The following is a 23,897-nucleotide window of genomic DNA, read 5'->3' as shown; positions in this document are numbered from 1 at the left end:
CCTTGAGTTCACGCAGCGCCGCATGGCGGCCGCCACCATCGGGCACACTGGGGGCGACGGCTACGTCGCTCTTCGTTGGTGTCACAACCCGAGGACGACGACGTAGCCGTCACCTCGTCAGGCATTTGCCCATGTGGGGGACTCGAACGCCTTCTTGGACGAGCCCAGAGGTTTTATCTCAAGCTCAGACACGCTCCTATGTCAGCCGCCGCTGACACCTGGCACAACCTCCTCGGCGACCACGTCGACTGGATCCCGCTGACCACCGTCACGGCGCTCTTCATTCGTTTCTCTGAAGAGGACGATACGGCCGAACTCAACGAACTTGACCCTCGGGCGCGTTGACGGTTGCCGACGGGATCGTGAAGAAGGCCAGTGCTGCGAGGACCGCCACACTCACTGCGAGGGCCACGGTGGCTGGAAGGGACCAGGCCATGAGCGGTCCGGCAACCGCCGCCCCCAGGGCGAATCCGGTGATTTTCAAGCTGGCGCCGGTGGTGAAGATCTGGCCACGCAGGTGTCCTGGAGCCTCCCGGTGACGGATGGCGAACAAGGCGGCCAGCTGGGGTCCTTCCCCCATTCCCGCCACGAGTGCGGCCACGATGAGCACGACGGGTGACCCCGCGGTGGCCAAGGCCAGCGCGGCAGCCTGGACAAGGGCACTGGCCCAGATGATCGTGTCGGGGGCGACTGCACGCGAAAACCGGGCGAGTACGGCGTTGGACACCAGGGCGGAGACCGCCGCGCAGGAAAGCAGCACCACGCCGCGGCCAGCTCCGCCCAGGACATGCTCGCCCAGGAGCGGGATGCATGCCGTCAGCATGCCCTGGGCGATGCAGGAGACGACGGAGGTGACGGTCGCCCGAGCCAGAGGCGGCCTTCCGACGATGATCCGTATCCCGGCAGCAAGGTCGCTGATCACCGAGGTCGTCTGAGCGCCCCGCGCCCGACCAGGACGGGCAGGCAGCATCCATGCAGCGGGCAGCGCCGAGGCGATGAGCACCACGGAGACCACCATGGCCGACGGAGCTCCCAACGCCTCCGCCACGCCGCCGGCGAAAGCCGGACCGGCCAGACTCGCCACGCTGAACGTCATGGCATCGAGCGCGTTCGCCCGCGGCAGGTGCTCGCCAAGCACCACACGCGGCAGCTGGGCCGTCCATCCGCCCGACAGGGCCGGCCCCAGCAGCCCCGTCACCACGGCGATCATGAGGGTGACAGCGAACGGCAACCGGCCCAGTCCCACGAGAATCATCCCCAACCCCACCGCATACAGGACGAGGGCCCCGGCCAGCAGGCGTCCCGGCCGTCCTGCCCTGTCGAGGAGCACCCCGAGCACCGGACCACCTACCGCGGCAGAGATCGTGATGCCCGCAAGCAGCGACGACGCTTCAACGGTCGACCCGGCCAGGGCGAATCCTGCCAACATCAGCGCCGGTCCTGACATCTCGTCCCCGGCACGAGCTGCCACTGCTCCGGCGAGATACAAGCGGAGTGAGTAACGCCTTCTCATCAGCAGGACGTTACGGAGGTAACTCAAAACTCGGCAAGATACGTTACATTCCACAGGTGCTCTCCGACAGCGACGACTGGTCCACTCGGCACTCCGTGCTGACCACGGCCCGACGGACCGCTGCCCTGATCAACGCCCTCGCTGACGACCGACCCGACCCGGACGGCGTCGCCGATGTGCTCCGCGACTACGGCGAATCTGACCCCATCGGCCTCACCACCCGCGATGTCGCCGGGATGCGCGCAGCCGCCGCACTGCTGCGACAAGTCTTCGCCGCCGAGCATGCCGATGACGCCGCAGCCACCCTCAACCGCCTCCTGCGGGACCACGCCGGGCCGCTCCGCCTGACCTCGCACGGCGGCAGCACCCCCTGGCATCCCCACCTCGACCACGACGACAACGCACCCTGGGACGAGTGGCTCCTCGCCTCCTCCTGCATGGCCCTGACCGTCCTCGTCTGGGACCGGCAACGCCCGCCCGGCAGGATCTGCGCATCACCCAGCTGCCAGAACGTCTTCATCACCCAGGGCGGCGGTCCGGAACGCCGCTACTGTTCCCGCCGATGCGCGACCCGCGAACGAGTTGCAGCCCATCGGCGCTCCCACTCCACCGAGCAGTCGAGCGAATCCAGCACGACACCGCTCAAACTTCAATGAGAATCACTCAATCTTCGCTGCGGCAGATCAGGTCTCCGTGAAGTCCGGCCAGTCTCAGAGATCTCCGGTGTCCTGTCCCTGCGATGTGTAGGCAGTCCGTTTTTCTGTAGGCATGTGCGGCCGTGTCCCGGTCATGTGTGGGCGAGTTCTGGAGTGTTCCGGTCATGTGTAAGCAGGACGCCGAACGAGCCAGGCATCTCACTCAAGTCCGGGTACCGCAGGCCGGAGAGACGCCGTACCCGGAGATGTCTGAGACCGGACCCAGGGAAGGGCTGGAAACCATCGCGTCACGCCCACTCTTTCTGGGGAGATTCGAGCCATTGCATGCTCTGAGTAGCCAGGGGGTCACGTGGGGTGGAGAGACGCTTTCGGTGACGCGATGATGGAACTGATGGCGACACGGAAGCAACTGGAACGCCTTGACGATCCGACGGTGGGGCTGACCGCACTGCACGGTGAGGTCACCCAGAGCCGCCTGAAGATCCTCGAACTCATCCAGGGGGGCGTCACCGGACTGCGCGAGGAGAACCGGGAGGTCCGTCGGCGCCAGGACCGGATGATCAGCGACCTGAACGAGATGCGGGGCGAGCTTCGGGAACTGCTGGAGCTGGTCGACGTCCTTCGCCCCCTCGTACTGGCGGAAAAGGCCGGCGAGGGTGCACAAATGCGTCCTGAGGAGACCGCGTCGCCGCCGGAGCCCGGGACGGAGGCCGACTACGGCTCCAGCGATCCCGCCGCAACGCATCCGGCCGTCCCATCGGACACCGACACCCAGGGGGGAACCGTGGAGAACACTGAGCGCCAGTCGCAGCCCGAGGCCGAGAACCACGAGCAGGACCTCGCTCTCAAGAACGCCATCGAAGCCGCCTACCAGGGCAAGGGCGCTTCCCGCGCCCAGCCTTCCGATGCCACACCACAGGCATCCGGCAGCGCGGAGGACCCGCAAGTCGGCCACGGTGTCCTTCTGCTGAAGGCCGCCGGCGTGGCCTCCGCGGAACTGATCGCGCACCGCGACACCTGGGAGTGGCTTGCCGCCCTGGCCGTCGACCACAGCCACTTCCGCACCCCGCCCGCTGTGGAGGACTTCAAAGAAGGCCGCGTCCGGACCGTCCTGTCCGGTCGCTCCCTCATCGCCCTGCTGATCGAGCTGTGGAACACCCGCTCTACCGCCACCCCGCTGGAGGGCGACTGGGCAATGGCCGTGACCTCCTACAACCGCATCGCCTCCGAACTCGCCGAAGTCGCCGGACAAGGCGAGACCATTCGCATCGTCCTGGACGACGGTCTGCCCCATGAACCCCACGAGGTCGACGCCTGATTGGCTTGACGTAGCTGAGGCAACAGTGAGGGATCGGGTCGAGTGAGATCGATGCTGCCGTGGGGCAGTGGGTGAGTGATTCAGGCTGCGGATGCGTTTTCGGCGGCTTGGAAGTGAGCCTGCCGCGCGTTCTGGTGATGTTGAGCCCAGCGGACAGCGAGTGGTGCTGCCATGCCCGTCAGCGCGAACATAGCCCCCACGACATACCACCCAGGGCGGCCCCAGGTGATGCAGAGCCAGATGAGCAGTCCTGGCCCGAGGGCCTCGGCCAGTCCGGCGCCGAGGCCGAACACGCCCAGATACTGTCCCGTCGCGTGCCGTGGGGCGAGGGCGAAGGACACCTCGAAGCCGGCAGCGGAGTGCCACAGCTCGCCGACCGTGTGGACCACCACCGCGGTGATGAGCAGAGTTGCCGCAGCCCACGCCGGTATCCCCGCGGACAGCGCGATCATCGAGCATGAGACGAGAAAGGCGACGCCTGCCCGACGGTAGGCGTTTCCGCCGGCTGTGGGGGAATCGACGTTGCGGCTGGCCCGTACCTGGAACGCGACGACGATGACGGTGCCGGTGAGCATGGTGCCCGAGATGAGCCAGTGCGGGGCGGTGGTGGCGCCGACCAGCCAGAGCGGGATGGCCACGGTGAGCACCTTGAACTGGATCGCCATGATGCCGTCGAGCGTGGTGAGCAGCAGGTAAGGACGGTCTCTCAGGGCGATCCAGCGAGGGCCGCCGGTGGTGGGGACGGGCGTGACCGGCGGGAGGAGGACCAGGAGCGCAGCGGAGACCGCGAAGGCCATCGCGTTGCCGATGACCATGAGGTGGTAGGCGGCGGGAGTGCCCGTTTGAACAACCCATCCCGCCCCAACGGCGCCGAGCGAGACGCCGACATTGGTCACCGCTCGGAGATAGGCCCGGAACTCCTGCGGCCGGTCCCCTCCGTAATGCCTGATGAGCGGGCTGCGGGCGGCCATTCCGGCCGCCTTCGCCCCGGCGGCCGCGCAGACCGCGAGGACGAACGGCCAGAAGCTGTCCGCCAGGACGAAGCCGGCCGTGGCCAGTGCCTGGATCACGAGGGTGGCCGCGTAGACACCGCGTGCTCCGTATCTGTCCGCCAGGTGACCGACCGCGACACCCAGGGCCAGCGCGACGAGACCGGCGATGCCGAGCCCGAGTCCCACCTGCTCTGCCGGGAGGTGAACCGCCTGGGTGAAATACAGCACCCCGGCCGTCAGATAGAGGCCGCTGCCCACGGTGTAGACGAAGTTCGAGGCCGCAAGGGCGCGCTGCGGTCGGGCATCCGGTAACAGGCGAGGCATGACTGGCTCCGCATCCAGGGCAGGCAGTAAGGACCCGCTCACCTTGTTGCGTATTACGTGCAATAGCAAGAGTCATGCAGTGAGATTCGCGCGTACCTCCAGTCGGCCGGCGCGCACGCAGTGCGGGTGCTGGACCTCGACAGGCCGCGCCGTCGCCTACCGGCGCCGGCCCGTGAGGTTGCTCGCGACATGACAGGAGGGGGCGCGCCGGGAGACCGGCCTCGAACCGCACCGGCCGCATCACGGACCACGCTTGGCGTCATCCGGCCCGACCGGCCGGACGCGGAAGTCCGCTGCATCCATCCCGGCCCCCACGGTCAAGCCGACGCGGTACGGCGACCGCAGGGAAGGCGCGCCGGCGGCGCTCCGGAGAGACTGGGGCTGTCCACGGTCCATCGGGGCGGGGCAAGGTGGATCCGGCATGACCGAGCCGCACCCATGTACTAGAGTTATCTCGACATCGAGATATCTGCCGAGGCGCACCGCAGCCGCCGCTCTAGTAAGGGTTACCTAAGTTAGCCTTACCTTAGCGGATCGGTCGAGCCGCGATGGCGGCAGGATTGCGGTGGTACGCGCACATCAATGAAGGAGACTGTCGTGTCGGCGAACAGCTTCGACGCCCGCAGCACGCTGCAGGTGGGCGACGAGTCGTACGAGATCTTCCGGCTGGACAAGGTGGAGGGCTCGGCCCGCCTTCCGTACAGCCTCAAGGTCCTGCTGGAGAACCTGCTCCGCACCGAGGACGGCGCGAACATCACCGCCGACCACATCCGCGCCCTCGGCACCTGGGATTCCCAGGCCCAGCCGTCCCAGGAGATCCAGTTCACGCCGGCCCGCGTGATCATGCAGGACTTCACCGGCGTTCCCTGCGTCGTGGACCTCGCCACCATGCGTGAGGCCGTGAAGGAGCTGGGCGGCGACCCGGCGAAGATCAACCCGCTGGCCCCGGCCGAGCTGGTCATCGACCACTCCGTCATCGCCGACAAGTTCGGCACGAACGACGCCTTCAAGGTGAACGTCGACCTGGAGTACGGCCGCAACAAGGAGCGCTACCAGTTCCTGCGCTGGGGCCAGACCGCCTTCGACGAGTTCAAGGTCGTCCCGCCGGGCACCGGCATCGTCCACCAGGTCAACATCGAGCACCTGGCCCGTGTCGTCATGGTCCGCGACGGCAAGGCCTACCCCGACACCCTGGTCGGTACCGACTCGCACACCACCATGGTCAACGGCCTCGGCGTCCTCGGCTGGGGCGTCGGCGGCATCGAGGCCGAGGCCGCGATGCTCGGCCAGCCGGTGTCCATGCTCATCCCGCGCGTCGTCGGCTTCAAGCTGACCGGTGAGCTGCAGCCCGGCACCACCGCCACCGACCTCGTGCTCACCATCACCGAGATGCTCCGCAAGCACGGCGTGGTCGGCAAGTTCGTCGAGTTCTACGGCGAGGGCGTCGCCGCCACCTCCCTCGCCAACCGCGCCACCATCGGCAACATGTCCCCGGAGTTCGGCTCCACCGCCGCGATCTTCCCGATCGACGACGAGACCCTGAACTACCTGCGCCTGACCGGCCGTTCCGACCAGCAGGTCGCGCTCGTCGAGGCCTACGCCAAGGAGCAGGGCCTCTGGCTGGACCCGACGGCCGAGCCGGACTTCTCCGAGAAGCTCGAGCTGGACCTGTCCACGGTCGTCCCGTCGATCGCCGGCCCGAAGCGCCCGCAGGACCGCATCGTCCTCGCGAACGCCGCCCAGCAGTTCAAGACGGACGTCCTCAACTACGTCGACGCAGTCGACGAGGCGGGCAAGGAGTCCTTCCCGGCCTCCGACTCCCCGGCCGTCGCCCCGAACGGCGTCCCGTCCAACGCGGTCCAGGTCACCGCCCCCGACGGCACGACCTACACCCTCGACCACGGTGCGGTGACGGTCGCGGCCATCACCTCCTGCACCAACACCTCCAACCCGTACGTCATGGTCGCCGCCGCCCTGGTGGCCAAGAAGGCGGTCGAGAAGGGCCTGACCCGCAAGCCGTGGGTCAAGACCACCCTCGCCCCGGGCTCGAAGGTCGTCACCGACTACTTCGACAAGGCGGGCCTGACCCCGTACCTGGACAAGGTCGGCTTCAACCTGGTCGGCTACGGCTGCACCACCTGCATCGGCAACTCCGGCCCGCTGCCGGAGGAGGTCTCCAAGGCCGTCAACGACCACGACCTCGCGGTCACCTCGGTCCTCTCCGGCAACCGGAACTTCGAGGGCCGGATCAACCCGGACGTCAAGATGAACTACCTGGCGTCCCCGCCGCTGGTCGTCGCGTACGCCCTCGCGGGCTCCATGAAGGTGGACATCACCAAGGACGCCCTGGGCATCGACCAGGACGGCAACCCGGTCCACCTGAAGGACATCTGGCCGACCGAGGCCGAGGTCAACGACGTCGTCGCCAACGCCATCGGCGAGGACATGTTCCAGAAGTCGTACGAGGACGTCTTCGCGGGCGACGCCCAGTGGCAGTCCCTGCCGATCCCGACCGGCAACACCTTCGAGTGGGACGCCGAGTCGACCTACGTCCGCAAGCCCCCGTACTTCGAGGGCATGCAGATGGAGCCGGCCCCGGTCACCGACATCGCGGGTGCCCGCGTCCTCGCCAAGCTGGGTGACTCGGTCACCACCGACCACATCTCCCCGGCCGGTGCGATCAAGGCCGACACCCCGGCCGGCAAGTACCTCACCGAGCACGGCGTCGAGCGTCGTGACTTCAACTCCTACGGCTCCCGCCGTGGCAACCACGAGGTCATGATCCGCGGTACGTTCGCCAACATCCGCCTGCGCAACCAGATCGCGCCGGGCACCGAGGGCGGCTACACCCGCGACTTCACCCAGGCGGACGCGCCGGTGGCGTTCATCTACGACGCCTCGCGCAACTACATCGAGCAGGGCATCCCGCTGGTCGTCCTGGCCGGCAAGGAGTACGGCTCCGGCTCGTCCCGCGACTGGGCCGCGAAGGGCACCGCGCTGCTCGGCGTCAAGGCCGTCATCGCCGAGTCCTACGAGCGCATCCACCGCTCGAACCTGATCGGCATGGGTGTGCTGCCGCTGCAGTTCCCGGAGGGCGCCACCGCCGAGGCCCTCGGCCTGACCGGCGAGGAGACCTTCTCCCTCACCGGCGTCACCGAGCTGAACGAGGGCACCACGCCGCGCACGGTCAAGGTCACCACCGACACCGGTGTCGAGTTCGACGCGGTCGTCCGCATCGACACCCCCGGTGAGGCCGACTACTACCGCAACGGCGGCATCATGCAGTACGTGCTGCGCGGCCTGATCCGCAAGTAAGCGGTCCGGCACAGCGGCCGAGGGCCGCATCCCCGCCCGGCGGGGATGCGGCCCTCGCTGTGTCCCGCCGGACTCCCATTTTGTTCGGAGCTCTCAGAGCCATCCCGCGGCCTGGGCGATCGCGAACGGTGCGGGGACCAGGGCCGTCATGCCGAGCCACAGGTGCAGCGGACGGCCCTCCTGCCAGGGCATGAGGACGTCCACCACCAGCACCATGCCGAGGACGAATCCGCCGCCCAGCACCGCGCCGAGCGTCATGCCGAGCGTGTTGTCCGGCGACCTGCCGGCACAGCCGAACCCGCCGACGCAGTGGATCAGCGCGTATCTGGCGAGCAGCCACCGCACGCACAGGCCGGGGAGGATGGCGACCAGTCCGATCAGCAGGTTCGCCATGGCGGGCGCCCACCAGGAACCGGCGGTGTTCCTCTCGTGGCCACCGTCCGCACCGGAACCGTGCACAGCCCGCCCTTTCCCAGGTCATCGCGTTCGTACAGGTAGATGACCACGAGAGCACCGGGGTTGCCCCGTTCGCACCTGGGTACGGCCAACTCCGCCCCCACGAGTGACCCTTGGGCGCCGAGGGTGCCGTGGACGGCGTGCCGCGACGTGGCCGGCGCTGACAAGGACCCGGTGGCGGCCTACGTCTTCGCCGCCCGGCCGTTCGAGGCCCTCGCCGGCCGGACGATCAGGAGTGTGACGTTACCCGACGACGCGGACCTGCGCTGTTCACGCGGTGAGCTGAGCAAGGCCCGTACGACGACGGGGCGGGCGCGGAGGAGACTCCGCGCCCGCCCCGTCCCTCACGGAGGTGTCAGGAGAGCAGTTCCACCTCCGCCAGCGTCGACTCGGTGTTCAGGACCAGGCGGTAGTGCGCGTACGTGCCGGGGTGCGGGATCGAGAACGCCCGGGTCTGCCGGTCCCAGGGGAAGGCCTGGTCCGAGCGCTGGTCGAGGGTCGTCCACTGGGTGCCGTCCCCTGAGCCCTGCAGGGTCCAGCCCGTGGGGGCCTTCGTGTGGTCGGCCGGGGACGTCAGGGTGTACTGCACCGCCCTGGTGGAACCCGCCACCGGCAGGTCCACGCTCGTCACGGCCGCCTCCGTCACCGAGGTGTCGTCGAAGAGCGGACCGTCACCCTTGAGCACGTCCGCGCGCGGCGCGGGCACCTTGTCGTCCTGGGTGATCGACACGGGGGCCGCGTTCGTCCCGCTGCCCCAGGCCGACGGCCGCGGACCCATGTCGAAGTCCAGCACGCCGCCCCGGGACAGCAGCGCGTGCGGCAGCGCCGTCGACGTCCACACGCGGCCGTTGACCTTCAGCCCCTGGATGTACACGTTCCGCGTGCTGTTCTCCGGCGCGTTGATGACGAGGTCCCGGCCGTTCTGCAGGTGCACGGTGGCTTTCTTGAACAGCGGCGACCCGATGGCGTACTCACCGCTGCCCATCACCAGCGGGTAGAAGCCCAGCGCCGAGAACACGTACCAGGCCGACTGCTCGCCGTTGTCCTCGTCGCCGAGGTAGCCCTGCCCGATCTCGCTGCCGTTGTAGAGCCGCGCGAGCACCTCGCGGACCTTCGCCTGGGCCTCCCAGGGGCGGCCCGCCGCGTCGTACATGTAGATCACATGGTGCGCGGCCTGGTTGGAGTGCCCGTACATGCCCATCCGGACGTCACGCGCCTCCGTCATCTCATGGATGATTCCGCCGTAAGAGCCGGCGAACTCGGGTGAGGCCGTCTCCGGTGTCGCGAAGTACTGGTCCAGCTTGTCCGCCAGCTCGGCGCGGCCGCCGTACAGGTTCGCCAGGCCCCGGCTGTCCTGCGGTGCCGTGAAGGCGTAGCCCCAGCCGTTGGTCTCCGTGTAGTCGTAGCCCCACACCCGCGGGTCGTACGCCGACGAGTCCACCCGCCAGTTGCCCCGCGCGTCGCGGCCCTGGAAGAAGCCGGCCTTCGCGTCGAAGAGGTTGACGTAGTTCCGGGCGCGGTTCAGGAAGTACGCCGACTCCTCCTGGTAGCGCTTCTCGCCGGTCTTCTCGTACAGCGCCTGGCCCATCTTCGCGATGCCGTAGTCGTTGACGTAGCCCTCCATCGACCACGACAGGCCCTCGCCGGTGCGGGTGCTGGTGTAGCCGAGGAACGGCGAGGTCGCCATGCCCTTGCGGCCGACGCCGGACGCGGGCGGTGCGACCGTCGCGTTCTTCACCGCCGCGTCGTAGGCGGCCTTCGCGTCGAACTTCACGCCCTTCACATAGGCGTCCGCGAACGCCACGTCCGAGGAGGTGCCCGTCATCAGGTCCGCGTAGCCGGGCGAGGACCACCGGGAGGTCCAGCCGCCGTCCTTGTACTGCTGTACGAAGCCGTCGACCAGTTCACCGGCCTGTTGGGGGGTGAAGAAGGAGTACGCCGGCCAGGTCGTGCGGTAGGTGTCCCAGAAGCCGTTGTTGACGTACACCTTGCCGTCGACGATCTTCGCCCCGGTGTGCGTGGGGGTGTCCTGACCCGTCATCGGGGAGAACGGGGACGCGTACTGGTAACCCGAACCCATCTTCTCGAAACCCGAGTTGGGGTACAGATACAGCCGGTACAGCGAGGAGTAGAGCGTGGTGAGCTGGTCGGCGGTCGCGCCCTCGACCTCGATCGTGCCGAGCAGCTTGTCCCAGGCGCGCTGCGCGCGGGCCTTCACCTCGTCGAACGACGTGCCGTCCGGGACCTCCTGGCGCAGGTTCTCCTTCGCCTGGTCGACGCTGATCAGCGAGGTGGCGAGGCGGAGGGTCACCGTGTGGTCCGCGCCGGGGCGCAGCCGCAGGTAGCCCTTGACCCCCGAGGCCGCCCCGTCCGTCACGGGCGCGTCGAAGACGCCGTAGACGAACAGGCGCGTCGCCCCGGTCGACAGCCCGGACTTCACGTCGGAGAACCCGGTGACGGTCCCCTTGTCCTTGTCGAGGGTCAGCCCGGCCTGCGCGGTCACATTGTCGAAGATCACGCTCGCGTTGTCGCCGGGGTAGGTGAACCGCAGCGCCGCCGCGTGGTCCGTCGGCGCCATCTCCGCCTTGAGCCCGTTCTCGAAGGTCACCCCGTAGTAGTACGGGCGGGCCGTCTCGTTCTCGTGCCGGAACGCCAGCGCCCGCGCGCCGCGGCCGGTGTCCGGGGTGCCGACGGCGGCCGACGGCATCACCTGGAACGTCTGCCGGTCACCCATCCACGGGCTCGGCTCATGGCTCGCGCTGAACGCCTCGATGGTCGGCAGGTTGTCCGCGTTGTTGGCCCGGGCGTAGTCGTACAGCCAGTTCAGCGAGCCCGCGTTGGTCACCGGCGTCCAGAAGTTGAAGCCGTGCGGCAGGGCGGTCGCCGGGAAGGTGTTGCCGCGGGAGAAGGAGCCGCTGGAGTTGGTGCCGCGGGTGGTGAGCGCGTAGTCGGACAGATGGGCCCTGGGTTTCTCCGGCGGTGTCACCTTCAGGGCGATGTCGTCCAGCCAGCCCCGGAACTTCGCCGGTCCCTTCGGCGAGTCGTACGCCACCAGGATGCGGTCCACGGTCTTGCCCGCCGCGACCGAACCGATCCGCGAGGCCACGTCGTTCCACTGGTTGACATACAGCACCTTGGACGCGCCCTGCCCCTGCGGGGTCAGCGGGAAGCCGTGCTCGTCGAGTGCTCCGAGGTCGCTGAGATAGGTGCCGTCGGTGAAGGCGAGGTCGACGGAGACGTTGGTGGCGTCGTAGTCCCGGTCCTTGTCCGCCATCGACGGGAAGATCCGGTACGACAGCCGGGTGTTCCGCTCGACGGGCACGTTCACGTCGAAGACCTTGTTGTACGAGTACGCCCGTCCGTCCGTCGTGTGCGTTCCCGCGTAGCGCAGGGCCCGGCGGCCCGTGAAGCCCGCGCCGGCCTTGGCGGTGGGGGAGCCGATCGGGCCGCGGTCCACCAGCGTACGCATGTCCTTGGGCGTGGGTTCGGTGCTCTTGCCGGTGGAGAACTGCACATCGGCGAGCTGGAGGATGTCCGCGCCGTGGTTCTGGGTGAAGTCGAGCCGGAAGTGGGCGTACTCGGCCGGCTCCGCCAGGTCGTACGACTTCGTCTGGAAGCGCTGGTCGAACGATTCGCCGGTGCGGGTGTCCAGGGTCTTCCAGTCCTTGCCGTCCGTGGAGCCCTGAAGGGTCCAGTCGGCGGGGTCCCGCTCCGCGAAGTCGTTGGCCGACGTCAGCGCGTAGGTGACCACCGTGACCGGCGCGTCGAGGTCGAACTCGACCCAGCCCGTGGGTGCGAACGTGAGCCACTTGGTGCCGGGCTCGCCGTCGATCAGGTTCTCCTTGACCTCGCCGGCCCCCGTGTTCTCGGCACTGGCCCGGACATCGGTGACCTCGTCGGTGACATTGCCGGGGATGCCCGTGCTGTATCCGCCGTCCACGCCGGACGCCCGCTTGGTGCCGTCCGCTCCCGTGTCCACGGTGTTCAGCCACGTCGGCGCCGGATCGCCCGCCTCGAACGAGGAGGCGAACTCCCGGTCCGCGGCGGGACCGTGACTGGGCAGCGCCTCCGCCGCGCCCTGAAGGCCCGCCACCAATGCGAAGGCGGCCGTTACCACGACCGCCGTCTGAGCCCGTCTGTGCCGAGATCTGTGCTGCATGCGCGAGCACCCTCCCTGCGCTGTGAAAATATGGACAACGTTGTCAACTTGGTGAGCAAGGACCAGTAGGTGTCGAAGCGGCCCGTGATGTCAAGGGTGTTGAGTGTGGCATTCGGGGTCATTGCGGCGGATATCCCGCCCGAGCGTCCTATGGGCATCTCGTATTTCCGCGAGGTCTCAACTCGGAAAAGCAAACCGTCAACCTTGCATTCGATCTTGCCCCGTTGGCGGGAAGTGGACTATACCTGTCGGCGTTCGGGCAGCCATCGTCCTGCGGTACGGCAGCCGTGGACAGGTACGACCGGGGGGAATCGGGAGGCGGCGGACCGTTTTCGGCACGACGATCCGCCGTGCCGTCCCACTGAATCCCCCATGCACGACCCCAGCTTCACCATCACCGCGGTGCCGGGGAGGATCCGGTTCACCGCCTGAGTCCTGGAGAAGGCGAGGACTTGAGCATGGGATCCACTTCCGGCGAGAACACCACCGGGGGCGTCGGCCGCCGCGACCTGATCAAGCGGTCCGCCGCGCTCGGCCTGATCTCCGTCCCCGCGATGGGCTTCCTGTCCGCGTGCGCCAGCAGCGGGGGCAGCGAGGACAAGGCCAAGGCGGGCAAGAAAACCAAGCAGAATCCCCTGGGCGTCAATGACACGGCGCAGATGGAGTTCGTACTCTTCGACGGCGGTTTCGGCAAGGAATACGCCCAGGACGCGGTCAAGATCTACGAGAAGGACTTCCCCAAGGCGAAGGTCAAGTTCGCCGCCACCCAGAAGATCCAGACCACCCTCCAGCCCCGTTTCAACCAGGGCAACCCGCCCGATCTCATCGACAACTCCGGCGCCGAGCAGATGGACATGGGCGTCCTCGTCGGCAAGAACCAGCTCGCCGACCTCACCCCGCTCCTCGACGCTCCCTCGTACGACGACCCGTCGAAGAAGGTCCGCGACACGCTGCGCCCGGGCATCGTCGAGATGGGCCAGTTCGACGGCAACCCCGTCTGGATCATGTACTACGCCTACACGGTGTACGGCGTCTGGTACTCGCAGAAGGCCCTCGACTCGCTCGACGAGACCTACCCGGAGACCTGGGACGCGATGCTCACGGTCTGCGCGAAGGCCAAGAAGAAGGGAATGGCGGGCTGGACGTACGCGGGCAAGTACCCGTACTACATCCCCTTCTCCCTGTACCCGATGATCGGCAAGGTCGGCGGCCGCGCGGTCCTCGACGCCATCGACAACCTGGAGCCGAACGCCTGGAAGCACCCGGCCGTCAAGGCCTGCTTCGAGGCGTACTACGAGCTCTACCAGAAGGGCTACATCCTCCAGGGCACGCCCGGCCTCGACCACATCCAGTCGCAGACCGCCTGGGCCAAGGGCAAGGCGCTGTTCATCCCGAACGGCTCCTGGGTGGAGAACGAGTCCGCGAACGTCATCCCGGGCGACTTCAACCTCGCCGTCTCCGCGCCCTCCGGTCTCGACTCCTCGGACAAGATGCCCTTCGGCACCATCTGGGCCTCCGGCGGCGAGCCGTTCATCGTCCCGGCCAAGGCGCCCAACCCCGAGGGCGGCATGGAGCAGCTGCGCATCATGCTCAGCGAGGCGTCCTCGAAGAACTTCACCGCCAAGGTCAAGTCGCTCACGGCGTTCAACGGCGGCACCACCGGCATCAGCCTCACCCCGGGCCTCAAGTCCGGTGTGGCCGCGCTGGAGAAGGCCGGCACCAATGTCCTGAACCCGCGTCTGCAGGACTGGTACGTGCAGCTCCAGAAGGAGAAGATCGGTGTGTCCGGACTCGGCGAGATGATGGCCGGGCGCATCACTCCCGCGGAGGCCGTCAAGAGGATCCAGGGCTTCGCGGACGAGGCCGCGAAGGACACGACGATCAAGCACTACAAGCACCAGTGAGGGTCCGTCACCAGCGGCGGCTGCCCGCACGGCCGAGGCCGGGGGTCATGCAGCGAGATCGGGGTCGGTAGCGATGCAGCACGGCAAGTACCGGTTCATCGTGGGGTTCCTGGCGGTGCCCCTCGGGCTGTACATGCTCTTTGTCGTATGGCCGTTCATCCAGTCCATCTACTACTCGTTCACGGACTGGACCGGGCTGAGCCCCGAGTTCTCGATGGTGGGCTTCGACAACTACACGAGGCTGCTCCACGACGAGATCTTCTGGAAGTCGCTGTGGCACAGCCTCCTGTTCGCGCTGCTGCTGCCGGTGGTGACGATCAGTCTGGCGCTGTTCTTCTCCTTCATGATCAATGTGGGCGGACGGCACCGGAAGGGCGGGCCGGTGATCACCGGCGTGCGCGGCTCGTCCTTCTACAAGATCGTCTACTTCTTCCCGCAGGTGCTCTCGATCGCCATCGTGGCCCTGTTGTTCGCGTTCGCGTACAACCCGGACAGCGGTGCGATCAACTCGTTCCTGCGCGGCATCGGGCTCGGCAGTGTCCAGCCGCTGTGGCTGGGCGACCCCAGCCTCGCCCTGTGGTGCGTGATGGCGGTCCTGGTCTGGTCCACGGTCGGCTTCTTCGTCGTGCTCTTCTCCGCCGGGATGGCCTCCATTCCGGCGGATCTGTACGAGGCCGCACTGCTCGACGGGGCCAACCGGATCACCACGTTCTTCCGGATCACCCTGCCCCTGCTGTGGGACACCGTGCAGTCCGGCTGGGTGTACATGGGCATCCTCGCCCTGGGTGCCGAGTCGTTCGCGGTCGTACAGATCATGACGACCGGACCCGGCGGCCCCGACTACTCGACCACCGTCCTGGTGCTGTACGTCTACCAGAAGGCCTTCCGCGACGGTCAGGCCGCCTACGCAACCACGATCGGTGTCGCCCTGCTCGTCGTCACACTGCTCTTCGCGGCGATCGTGATGCGGCTGGGCCGGCGCGAGCGGCTGGAGTTCTGATCATGAAGACGACCGAGACCCCCGCCCCGACGCCGGCCGAGCCCGGTGCCACCCCCGCCGGGACCCGCGTTCCGGCGGGCGCGCCGCCCCGGGAGAAGAGGGAGGGCACCGTCCTCAACGTCTTCTCGCACGGCATGCTCGTCCTGTGGGCGTTCATGGTGGTGCTGCCGCTGCTGTGGGCGGTGATGACGTCCTTCAAGGACGACAACTCGATCTTCAGCTCGCCCTGGGCGCTCCCGGACCGGCTGCACTTCGACAACTGGGCGCGGGCCTGGACCGACGCCAACATGAGCAGCTACTTCCTCAACACCGTGCTCGTGGTGGGCGGTTCGCTCATCGGCACCCTGGCCCTGGGGTCGATGGCCGCGTACGTGCTGGCCCGCTTCGACTTCCCGGGCAACCGGTTCATCTACTACCTGTTCATCGGCGGCATGAGCTTCCCGATCATGCTCGCGCTGGTCCCCCTGTTCTACGTCGTGAACAACATGGGGCTGCTGAACACGATCCATGGGCTGATCCTCGTCTACATCGCCTACTCGCTGCCCTTCACGGTCTTCTTCCTGACCGCGTTCTTCCGCACCCTGCCGACGTCGGTGGCCGAGGCGGCGTTCGTGGACGGGGCCTCGCACACCCGGACCTTCTTCCAGATCATGCTCCCCATGGCGAAGCCGGGCCTGATCAGCGTGGGGATCTTCAACTTCCTGGGCCAGTGGAACCAGTACATGCTCCCGACGGTCCTGAACACCGACCCCGACAAACACGTCCTCACCCAGGGCCTGGTCCAGCTCGCCGCCAGCCAGGGCTACAAGGGCGACTGGTCCGGCCTCTTCGCGGGACTGGTGATGGCGATGCTGCCGGTGCTGGCCGCCTACATCGTCTTCCAGCGCCAGGTGGTGCAGGGACTCACCGCGGGGGCCCTGAAGTAGGGCCCCGGGTTGCCCGAGGCGGCCCCCTCTACCCGCGCCATCGGGCCCGCCGGCGTCCTCCCCGTGAACCGGGGGCGGCGCCGGTGTGTCCGTATCCACTCGTTTTGATCTTCTCCGATTTCCGTCAAGGACTTGACTGCGGTAACCCGTTCAGCGGAGCTTGGAGTTCACAACTTGTAAGTGGCCCGGATCCCGCTGCTGTGATCTGAGCCACGCCGGCGGCGTTGTGGCCGCCGGGCTGAAGGCAGGAGTGGATGAGTCGATGGAGACTCCGGGGTCGCAGTCGTCGCTGCACCGAGCAAATCTCGAACGCGTCGTTCGTGCGGTGCGCCTTGCCGGGTCGCTCACGCAGGCGGAGATCGCGAGGACGACGGGCCTGTCCGCGGCAACGGTCTCCAACATCGTGCGGGAGCTGAGGGAAGGCGGAACGGTCGAGGTCACGCCCACGTCCTCGGGCGGCCGCAGGGCCCGCAGCGTCTCCCTGAGCGGTGACGCCGGCATCGTCATCGGCATCGACTTCGGGCACACCCATTTGCGCGTCGCGGTCGGAAACCTCGCCCATCAGGTGCTGGCCGAGGAATCGGAGCCGCTGGATGTGGACGCCTCCGCCGCGCAGGGCTTCGACCGGGCGGAAGAGCTGGTCAGCAGGCTGATCGAGGCGACCGGGGTGGACCGGTCCAAGATCGCGGGCGTGGGTCTCGGCGTGCCCGGCCCCATCGACGTCGAGTCGGGCACGCTCGGCTCCACCTCGATCCTGCCGGGCTGGACCGGCGCCAGGCCCGCCGAGGAGCTGCGGGGGCGGCTCGGTGTGCCGGTGCACGTGGACAACGACGCCAACCTGGGCGCCCTCGGCGAGCTGGTCTGGGGCAGCGGCCGGGGGGTCAGGGATCTCGCCTACATCAAGGTCGCGAGCGGTGTCGGTGCCGGGCTGGTGATCGACGGGAAGATCTACCGGGGGCCCGGCGGCACGGCCGGAGAGATCGGTCACATCACCCTTGATGAATCCGGTCCCGTCTGCCGCTGCGGCAACCGGGGCTGCCTGGAGACCTTCACGGCGGCGCGGTACGTGCTGCCGCTGCTCCAGTCCAGCCACGGCACCGATCTGACCATGGAGGGCGTGGTCAGGCTGGCGCGGGACGGCGATCCGGGCTGCCGTCGGGTGATCGCCGACGTCGGTCGCCACATCGGCAGTGGAGTCGCCAATCTGTGCAATCTGCTGAACCCGAGCCGAGTGGTCCTGGGCGGTGATCTCGCCGAGGCCGGAGAGCTGGTTCTCGGGCCGATCAGGGAGTCGGTCGGCCGGTACGCGATCCCCAGCGCCGCACGTCAGCTCTCGGTGTTGCCAGGGGCGCTCGGCGGTCGCGCCGAGGTGCTCGGGGCGCTCGCTCTCGCACTCAGCGAGATGGGTGATTCAACCCTTTTGGACGGAACGCTGCCTGCTGTTACCCCTGCCTTCACTTAGAGAACGGATGGCACCGTTGCCATCTCGTTAAGGATTTACTTCTTGACGCCGCACCTGCGGCCGAGTTGACTTCCAGCCACCTCGGCCGCAACGACGCGGCCTCGTCAGGGAGGTTTCTGAAGTGAACACGCGTATGCGTCGTGCCGCCGTTGCCGTTGCCGCGGGGGCGATGGCCGTCTCGCTGGCCGCCTGTGGCAGCGCCAAGGAGTCGGGTGGCGGTTCATCCCCGTCCGCGGCCCCCAAGCAGGGCGACGCCATCAAGGTGGGTCTGCTCCTTCCGGAGAACAAGACCGCGCGGTACGAGAAGTTCGACAAGCCCCTGATCGAGAAGAAGATCAAGGAGCTGACGGGCAACAAGGCCACGCTGGAGTACAACAACGCCCGGCAGGACCCGAACCTGCAGGCCCAGCAGGTCGACACCATGATCACGGACAAGGTCAACGTCCTGATCATCGACGCCGTCGACTCCAAGGCCATCGCCAACTCGGTCAAGAAGGCCAACGACGCAGGCATCCCGGTCGTCGCGTACGACCGCCTGGCCGAGGGCCCGATCAAGGCGTACACCTCGTTCGACAACACCGAGGTCGGCAAGACGCAGGGCGAGGCCCTCCTGAAGGCCCTGGGCAGCAATGCCAAGAAGGGCAAGATCGTCATGATGAACGGCGCGGTGACGGACCCGAACGCCGCCCAGTTCAAGGCCGGTGCTCACTCCGTCCTCAACGGCAAGGTCAACATCGGCCGCGAGTACGACACCAAGGAATGGTCGCCGGACAACGCCAACGCCAACATGGAGGCGGCGATCACGGCGCTCGGCAAGAACAACGTCATCGGTGTCTACTCGGCCAACGACGGCATGGCCGGCGGTATCATCACCGCCCTCAAGGCCGCGGGCATCTCCAACATCCCGGTCACCGGCCAGGACGCCGAACTCGCGGGCGTGCAGCGCATCGTCGCGGGCGAGCAGTACATGAGCGTCTACAAGTCCTACCCGCAGGAGGCGGACATCGCCGCGCAGATGGCCGTCGCCCTCGCTCAGGGCAAGTCGGTCGACTCGATAGCGAAGGACAAGGTCGACAGCCCGACCGTCAAGCAGGTTCCCTCCGTCCTCGTCCCGGTCGTCGCGCTGACCAAGGACAACATCCAGGACACGGTCATCAAGGACGGCATCTACACCGTCTCGGACATCTGCACCCCGCAGTACAAGGCCGCCTGCGACAAGATCGGTCTGAAGTAAGCGACCCCGAGCCCTTTCCTCGTACGGGAATCCGCTCTTGAATTCCCGTACGGGACTGGCCCACGCAAGCTCCTCCGGCGCTCCGCGTTCACCAGCCCCGCAAGCTCGTTGCGGGGCGCCGGACGGAACATCCCCCAAACTTCTGCACAACCTCCCGCCGGGTCAGGCGGCGAAGGAGATGGTTCACGTGTCCGCTACGCCCGTGCTGGCGTTGCGCGGGGTCTCCAAGCGGTTCGGTGCCGTTCAGGCGCTCACCGACGTAGAGCTTGAGGTCCACGCCGGTGAGGTGGTCGCCCTGGTCGGCGACAATGGCGCCGGAAAATCCACGCTGGTCAAGACGATCGCCGGCGTGCACCCCATCGATGAGGGCGTCATCGAGTGGGAGGGTGCTCCCGTCCAGATCGGCAGGCCGAACGACGCCCAGAGCCTCGGCATCGCGACCGTCTACCAGGACCTCGCGCTGTGCGACAACATCGACGTCGTCGGCAACCTCTTCTTGGGCCGTGAGCTGACCAAGCGCGGCATCCTCGACGAGGTCGAGATGGAGCGTCGTGCCCGCGAGCTGCTGACCACCCTGTCGATCCGGATCCCCAGTGTCCGTATCCCGATCGCCTCCCTCTCCGGCGGTCAGCGCCAGACCGTGGCCATCGCCCGTTCGATGCTCGGCGAGCCCAAGCTGGTCATCCTGGACGAGCCCACCGCGGCGCTCGGCGTCGAGCAGACCGCCCAGGTCCTGGACCTGGTCGAGCGGCTGCGCGAGCGCGGCCTCGCGGTGGTCCTCATCAGCCACAACATGGCCGACGTGAAGGCCGTGGCGGACAAGGTCGCGGTGCTTCGCCTCGGCCGCAACAACGGCGTCTTCGAGGTGAAGACCACCTCGCAGGAGGAGATCATCTCCGCCATCACCGGCGCCACCGACAACGCCGTGACCCGCCGGGCGGCGCGTACGACCGGGGAGGTTTCCAAGTGAGCATCGAAAAGACCTCCGAGACGCCGCAGGACGCGTCCGCCGTCGAGAACCCCGAGGCCGCCGCGGCCGCGGTGACCGCGGTCGACCCGCGCCTGCTCGTGCGCGAGCAGGGCTTCGCGGGCTACCTGGGCGAGTTCAAGCGCAAGATGCGCGCCGGCGAGCTGGGATCCATGCCGGTCATCGTCGGCCTGATCATCATCTGCGTCATCTTCCAGAGCCTCAACTCGGCCTTCCTGTCCGCGCAGAACCTGAGTGACATCACCGTCACGATGGTCGGCACGGGCATGATCTCGGTCGGTATCGTCTTCGTCCTGCTGCTCGGCGAGATCGACCTGTCGGTCGGTTCGGTCAGCGGCGCGGCCAGCGCGCTCGCGGCCGTGTTCGCCGTCAACCAGGGCTGGCCCGAATGGGCGGCGGTGCTCGTCGCCGTCGCCGCCGGCGCGCTCATCGGCGCGATGCACGGCTTCTTCTTCGCGGTGCTGGGCGCTCCCGCCTTCGCCGTGACCCTGGCCGGCCTGCTGTTCTGGCTGGGCTTCATGCTCCAGGTCCTGGGCGCCAACGGCACCATCAACCTGAACAGCGACGGTTTCATCAGCCAGCTGACCACGTACTTCTTCGCCGATGTGGCGGCCGCCTACGGTCTCGCCGCCGTCGTGGTCATCGTGTTCTTCACCACCTCCTACCTCGGCAACCGCCGCCGCGAGGCCGCGGGCATCCCGTCCCGGCCGCTCAGCGAGACGCTCCTGCGCACGGGCCTGCTCGCCGTGGTCTCCTTCGCCGCGGCCTACATGTACAACCAGTACAAGGGCCTGCCGCTGGCCACGGTGATCTTCCTGGCCTTCCTGGTGCTCACGGACTTCGTGCTGCGCCGCACGACGTACGGCCGCAAGATCTTCGCGCTCGGCGGCAGCGTCGAGGCCACGCGCCGTGCCGGTATCAACGTCACGGCCGTCCGGATCTCCGTCTTCGCGATCTCCGGGTTCTTCGCGGCCGTCGGCGGTCTGTTCCTGGCCTCCAAGATCGCCTCGGCCAACCAGAGCGCCGGTGCCGGTGACCTGCTGATGAACGCGATCGCGGCGGCCGTCATCGGTGGCACCAGCCTCTTCGGCGGCCGGGGCCGTACCTGGAACGCCCTGCTCGGTGTGCTGGTGATCGTCTCGATCCAGTACGGCCTCCAGCTGGAGTCCATCGCCGAACCGGTGAAGTACATGATCACCGCGGGCGTGCTGCTCACCACCGTGGTGATCGACTCGATCACCCGCAAGACCCAGAAGACGGCGGGCCGCGCGTAGTCCCACGCCGGCCGGGGGCGCACAGCCCCTGGCCGGCGGGGCGCGCACAGCCCCCTTCGCCCCGTGCCCGGTACCCATGGCGGTGCCGGGCACAGTGGTGTGCGGTCCGGGCACTACGGGCCGCCCGTAGTGCCCACGCGGCCGGGCGGCCCGTAGAGTCCAGGCCGCAGACACGGTCCGGCGGTGCGCCGCGGCCGAAAACCGATACCCGGAACGTGAGGGCCGCCCATGATCCCCACAGACGGAACATTAGACTCGACAGGCCCGGCAACAGCTCGACTCAGCTCTACTGCAAGGAGGCACGGGTGCCGCTGCTGACCCGCATCAGGGGACCGCGCGATCTGGACCAGCTCAGCCTGGAGGAGCTGGACCAGCTGGCAGAGGAGATCCGGACCTTCCTCGTCGACGCCGTCTCCAAGACCGGCGGCCACCTCGGCCCCAACCTCGGTGTGGTCGAGCTCACCATCGCCCTGCACCGTGTCTTCGACTCACCCAAGGACAAGGTCCTCTTCGACACCGGCCACCAGGCCTATGTGCACAAGCTGCTCACCGGCCGTCAGGACTTCTCCGCGCTGCGCAGCAAGGGCGGGCTGTCCGGCTACCCCTCGCGCGCCGAGTCCGAGCACGACATCATCGAGAACTCGCACGCCTCCACGGTCCTCGGCTGGGCCGACGGCCTCGCCAAGGCCAACGAGCTGCTGGAGCGGGACAGCCATGTCGTCGCCGTCATCGGTGACGGGGCGCTGACCGGCGGCATGGCCTGGGAGGCGCTCAACAACATCGCGGACGCCAAGGACCGCCCCCTGGTCATCGTCGTCAACGACAACGAGCGCTCGTACTCCCCGACGATCGGCGGTCTCGCCAACCATCTGGCCACCCTGCGCACCACCGACGGCTACGAGAAGTTCCTGACCCGCACCCGGGAGGTGCTGGAGCGCACCCCCGTCGTCGGCAGGCCCCTCTACGAGACCCTGCACGGCGCCAAGAAGGGCCTGAAGGACTTCATCGCCCCGCAGGGCATGTTCGAGGACCTGGGCCTGAAGTACGTCGGCCCGATCGACGGCCACGACATCGAGGCCCTGGAGTCCGCCCTCGCGCGCGCCAAGCGGTTCGGCGGCCCGGTCATCGTGCACTGCCTCACCGAGAAGGGCCGCGGCTACAAGCCCGCCGAGCAGGACGAGGCCGACCGCTTCCACGGCATCGGCCCGATCCACCCCGACACCGGCCTGCCCATCAAGGCGTCCGCCGCCAGCTGGACCTCCGTCTTCGGCGACGAGATGGTCAAGCTCGGCCGCGAGCGCGAGGACATCGTCGCCATCACCGCGGCGATGCTCCAGCCGGTGGGTCTGAAGAAGTTCGCGGACGCCTTCCCGGACCGGATCTACGACGTCGGCATCGCCGAGCAGCACGGCGCGGTCTCCGCGGCCGGCCTCGCCACCGGCGGACTGCACCCGGTGTTCGCGGTGTACGCGACCTTCCTCAACCGTGCCTTCGACCAGGTGCTCATGGACGTCGCCCTGCACAAGTGCGGGGTGACCTTCGTGCTGGACCGCGCCGGCGTCACCGGCGACGACGGCGCCTCGCACAACGGCATGTGGGACATGTCGATGCTCCAGGTCGTCCCCGGCCTCAGGATCGCCGCCCCGCGCGACGCCGAGCAACTGCGCGCCCAGTTGCGCGAGGCCGTGGACGTCGACGACGCGCCCACCGTGCTGCGCTACTCCAAGGGCGTCGTCGGTCCGGCGGTCCCCGCGGTGGGCACGGTCGGCGGGATGGACGTGCTGCGCAAGGCCGACGCCCCGGTGCCGGACGTGCTGCTGGTGTCCGTCGGCGCGCTCGCGCCCATGTGCCTGGAGATCGCCGACCTGCTCAAGAAGCAGGGCATCTCCACCACCGTCGTCGACCCCCGCTGGGTCAAGCCCGTCGACGAGGCGCTCGCCCCGCTCGCCGCGCAGCACCGGGTGGTCGTCACCGTCGAGGACAACTCGCGCGTCGGCGGCGTCGGTTCGGCGATCGCGCAGGCCCTGCGCGACGCGGACGTCGACGTTCCGCTGCGCGACTTCGGCGTCCCGCCGCGCTTCCTCGACCACGCCTCCCGCAAGGAGGTCATGGCGGAGATCGGCCTGACCGCGCCGGACATCGCCCGCCAGGTCACGGGGCTCGTGGCCAAGCTCGACGGCATCCCCCACTCCCGGCTTCGCGCGCGCGGGGGGACCCCCGCCGACGGTACGGCCGCGGCGCGGGCCGTGGACTCGGTGGAGTCCGCACGGGACTGACCCCGCCCGCCTGATCAACCCCCGGGCCGGTCCCGCCATCCTTTACGGTGGCGGGACCGGCTCATTCGCGTGAATTCCACCCTTTCGGGGCATACGCACT

At 68.1% G+C, this 23,897-nt stretch carries 15 protein-coding genes; 11 read left to right on the top strand and 4 right to left on the bottom strand.

From position 1 onward, the window contains the following. Positions 1 to 316: 316 nt before the first annotated feature. Positions 317 to 1,513 (bottom strand): MFS transporter, encoded by a 1,197-nt coding sequence (locus ACWD5Q_RS15285; RefSeq protein ID WP_451427459.1) that lies wholly within the window; start codon positions 1,511 to 1,513, stop codon positions 317 to 319. Positions 1,514 to 1,569: 56 nt separating this feature from the next. On the opposite strand from ACWD5Q_RS15285, the gene ACWD5Q_RS15280 reads away from it, so the two are divergent. Continuing rightward, on the top strand, positions 1,570 to 2,169 hold the full coding sequence (locus tag ACWD5Q_RS15280) for a CGNR zinc finger domain-containing protein (RefSeq protein ID WP_451427458.1): 600 nt from the start codon (positions 1,570 to 1,572) through the stop codon (positions 2,167 to 2,169). 391 nt (positions 2,170 to 2,560) lie between these two features. Next, a complete protein-coding gene (locus ACWD5Q_RS15275) occupies positions 2,561 to 3,487 on the top strand; it encodes a hypothetical protein (RefSeq protein WP_451427457.1) in 927 nt (308 codons plus the stop codon). An 80-nt stretch (positions 3,488 to 3,567) separates the two neighbouring features. Here the strand turns inward: ACWD5Q_RS15275 and ACWD5Q_RS15270 are convergent, their stop codons facing one another. Further along, on the bottom strand, positions 3,568 to 4,803 hold the full coding sequence (locus ACWD5Q_RS15270) for an MFS transporter (protein ID WP_451427456.1): 1,236 nt from the start codon (positions 4,801 to 4,803) through the stop codon (positions 3,568 to 3,570). Between the two features lie 597 nt (positions 4,804 to 5,400). On the opposite strand from ACWD5Q_RS15270, the gene acnA reads away from it, so the two are divergent. Continuing rightward, entirely contained in the window at positions 5,401 to 8,118 is a 2,718-nt protein-coding gene (gene acnA / locus ACWD5Q_RS15265) for an aconitate hydratase AcnA (protein WP_451427455.1), read from the top strand. A gap of 93 nt (positions 8,119 to 8,211) precedes the next feature. On the opposite strand, the gene ACWD5Q_RS15260 is transcribed toward acnA, so the two are convergent. Both ACWD5Q_RS15260 and ACWD5Q_RS15255 read right to left on the bottom strand, forming a co-directional pair. After that, positions 8,212 to 8,511, bottom strand: coding sequence for a hypothetical protein (locus ACWD5Q_RS15260; protein ID WP_451427454.1), 300 nt, complete (start codon positions 8,509 to 8,511; stop codon positions 8,212 to 8,214). A 418-nt stretch (positions 8,512 to 8,929) separates the two neighbouring features. Then, positions 8,930 to 12,733 (bottom strand): GH92 family glycosyl hydrolase, encoded by a 3,804-nt coding sequence (locus ACWD5Q_RS15255; protein ID WP_451427453.1) that lies wholly within the window; start codon positions 12,731 to 12,733, stop codon positions 8,930 to 8,932. 458 nt (positions 12,734 to 13,191) lie between these two features. On the opposite strand from ACWD5Q_RS15255, the gene ngcE reads away from it, so the two are divergent. From ngcE to dxs, 8 genes are all read left to right on the top strand, one after another. Then, complete coding sequence (gene ngcE / locus ACWD5Q_RS15250) at positions 13,192 to 14,637, top strand: N-acetylglucosamine/diacetylchitobiose ABC transporter substrate-binding protein (protein WP_451427452.1); 1,446 nt, start codon at positions 13,192 to 13,194, stop codon at positions 14,635 to 14,637. 73 nt (positions 14,638 to 14,710) lie between these two features. Then, positions 14,711 to 15,637 carry a carbohydrate ABC transporter permease gene (locus ACWD5Q_RS15245; RefSeq protein ID WP_451427451.1) on the top strand — a complete coding sequence of 309 codons (927 nt, stop codon included), beginning with the start codon at positions 14,711 to 14,713 and terminating at the stop codon, positions 15,635 to 15,637. Positions 15,638 to 15,639: 2 nt separating this feature from the next. Further along, a complete protein-coding gene (locus ACWD5Q_RS15240) occupies positions 15,640 to 16,563 on the top strand; it encodes a carbohydrate ABC transporter permease (RefSeq protein ID WP_451427450.1) in 924 nt (307 codons plus the stop codon). A gap of 262 nt (positions 16,564 to 16,825) precedes the next feature. After that, entirely contained in the window at positions 16,826 to 18,025 is a 1,200-nt protein-coding gene (locus ACWD5Q_RS15235) for an ROK family transcriptional regulator (protein WP_451427449.1), read from the top strand. A 133-nt stretch (positions 18,026 to 18,158) separates the two neighbouring features. Beyond that, positions 18,159 to 19,259, top strand: coding sequence for a sugar ABC transporter substrate-binding protein (locus tag ACWD5Q_RS15230; protein ID WP_451427463.1), 1,101 nt, complete (start codon positions 18,159 to 18,161; stop codon positions 19,257 to 19,259). A 178-nt stretch (positions 19,260 to 19,437) separates the two neighbouring features. Beyond that, on the top strand, positions 19,438 to 20,229 hold the full coding sequence (locus tag ACWD5Q_RS15225) for an ATP-binding cassette domain-containing protein (RefSeq protein WP_451427448.1): 792 nt from the start codon (positions 19,438 to 19,440) through the stop codon (positions 20,227 to 20,229). Next, on the top strand, positions 20,226 to 21,521 hold the full coding sequence (locus ACWD5Q_RS15220; protein WP_451427447.1) for a sugar ABC transporter permease: 1,296 nt from the start codon (positions 20,226 to 20,228) through the stop codon (positions 21,519 to 21,521). The genes ACWD5Q_RS15225 and ACWD5Q_RS15220 overlap by 4 nt, the downstream gene beginning before the upstream one ends. Before the next feature lie 305 nt (positions 21,522 to 21,826). Beyond that, positions 21,827 to 23,797, top strand: a complete 1,971-nt coding sequence (gene dxs, locus ACWD5Q_RS15215; protein ID WP_451427446.1) for a 1-deoxy-D-xylulose-5-phosphate synthase — start codon at positions 21,827 to 21,829, stop codon at positions 23,795 to 23,797. Positions 23,798 to 23,897 lie beyond the last annotated feature (100 nt).

This window comes from Streptomyces sp. NPDC002513, from assembly GCF_053595355.1.
The sequence above is the reverse complement of the archived record's forward strand: the minus strand, read 5'-3'. Positions and strand labels throughout refer to the sequence as shown.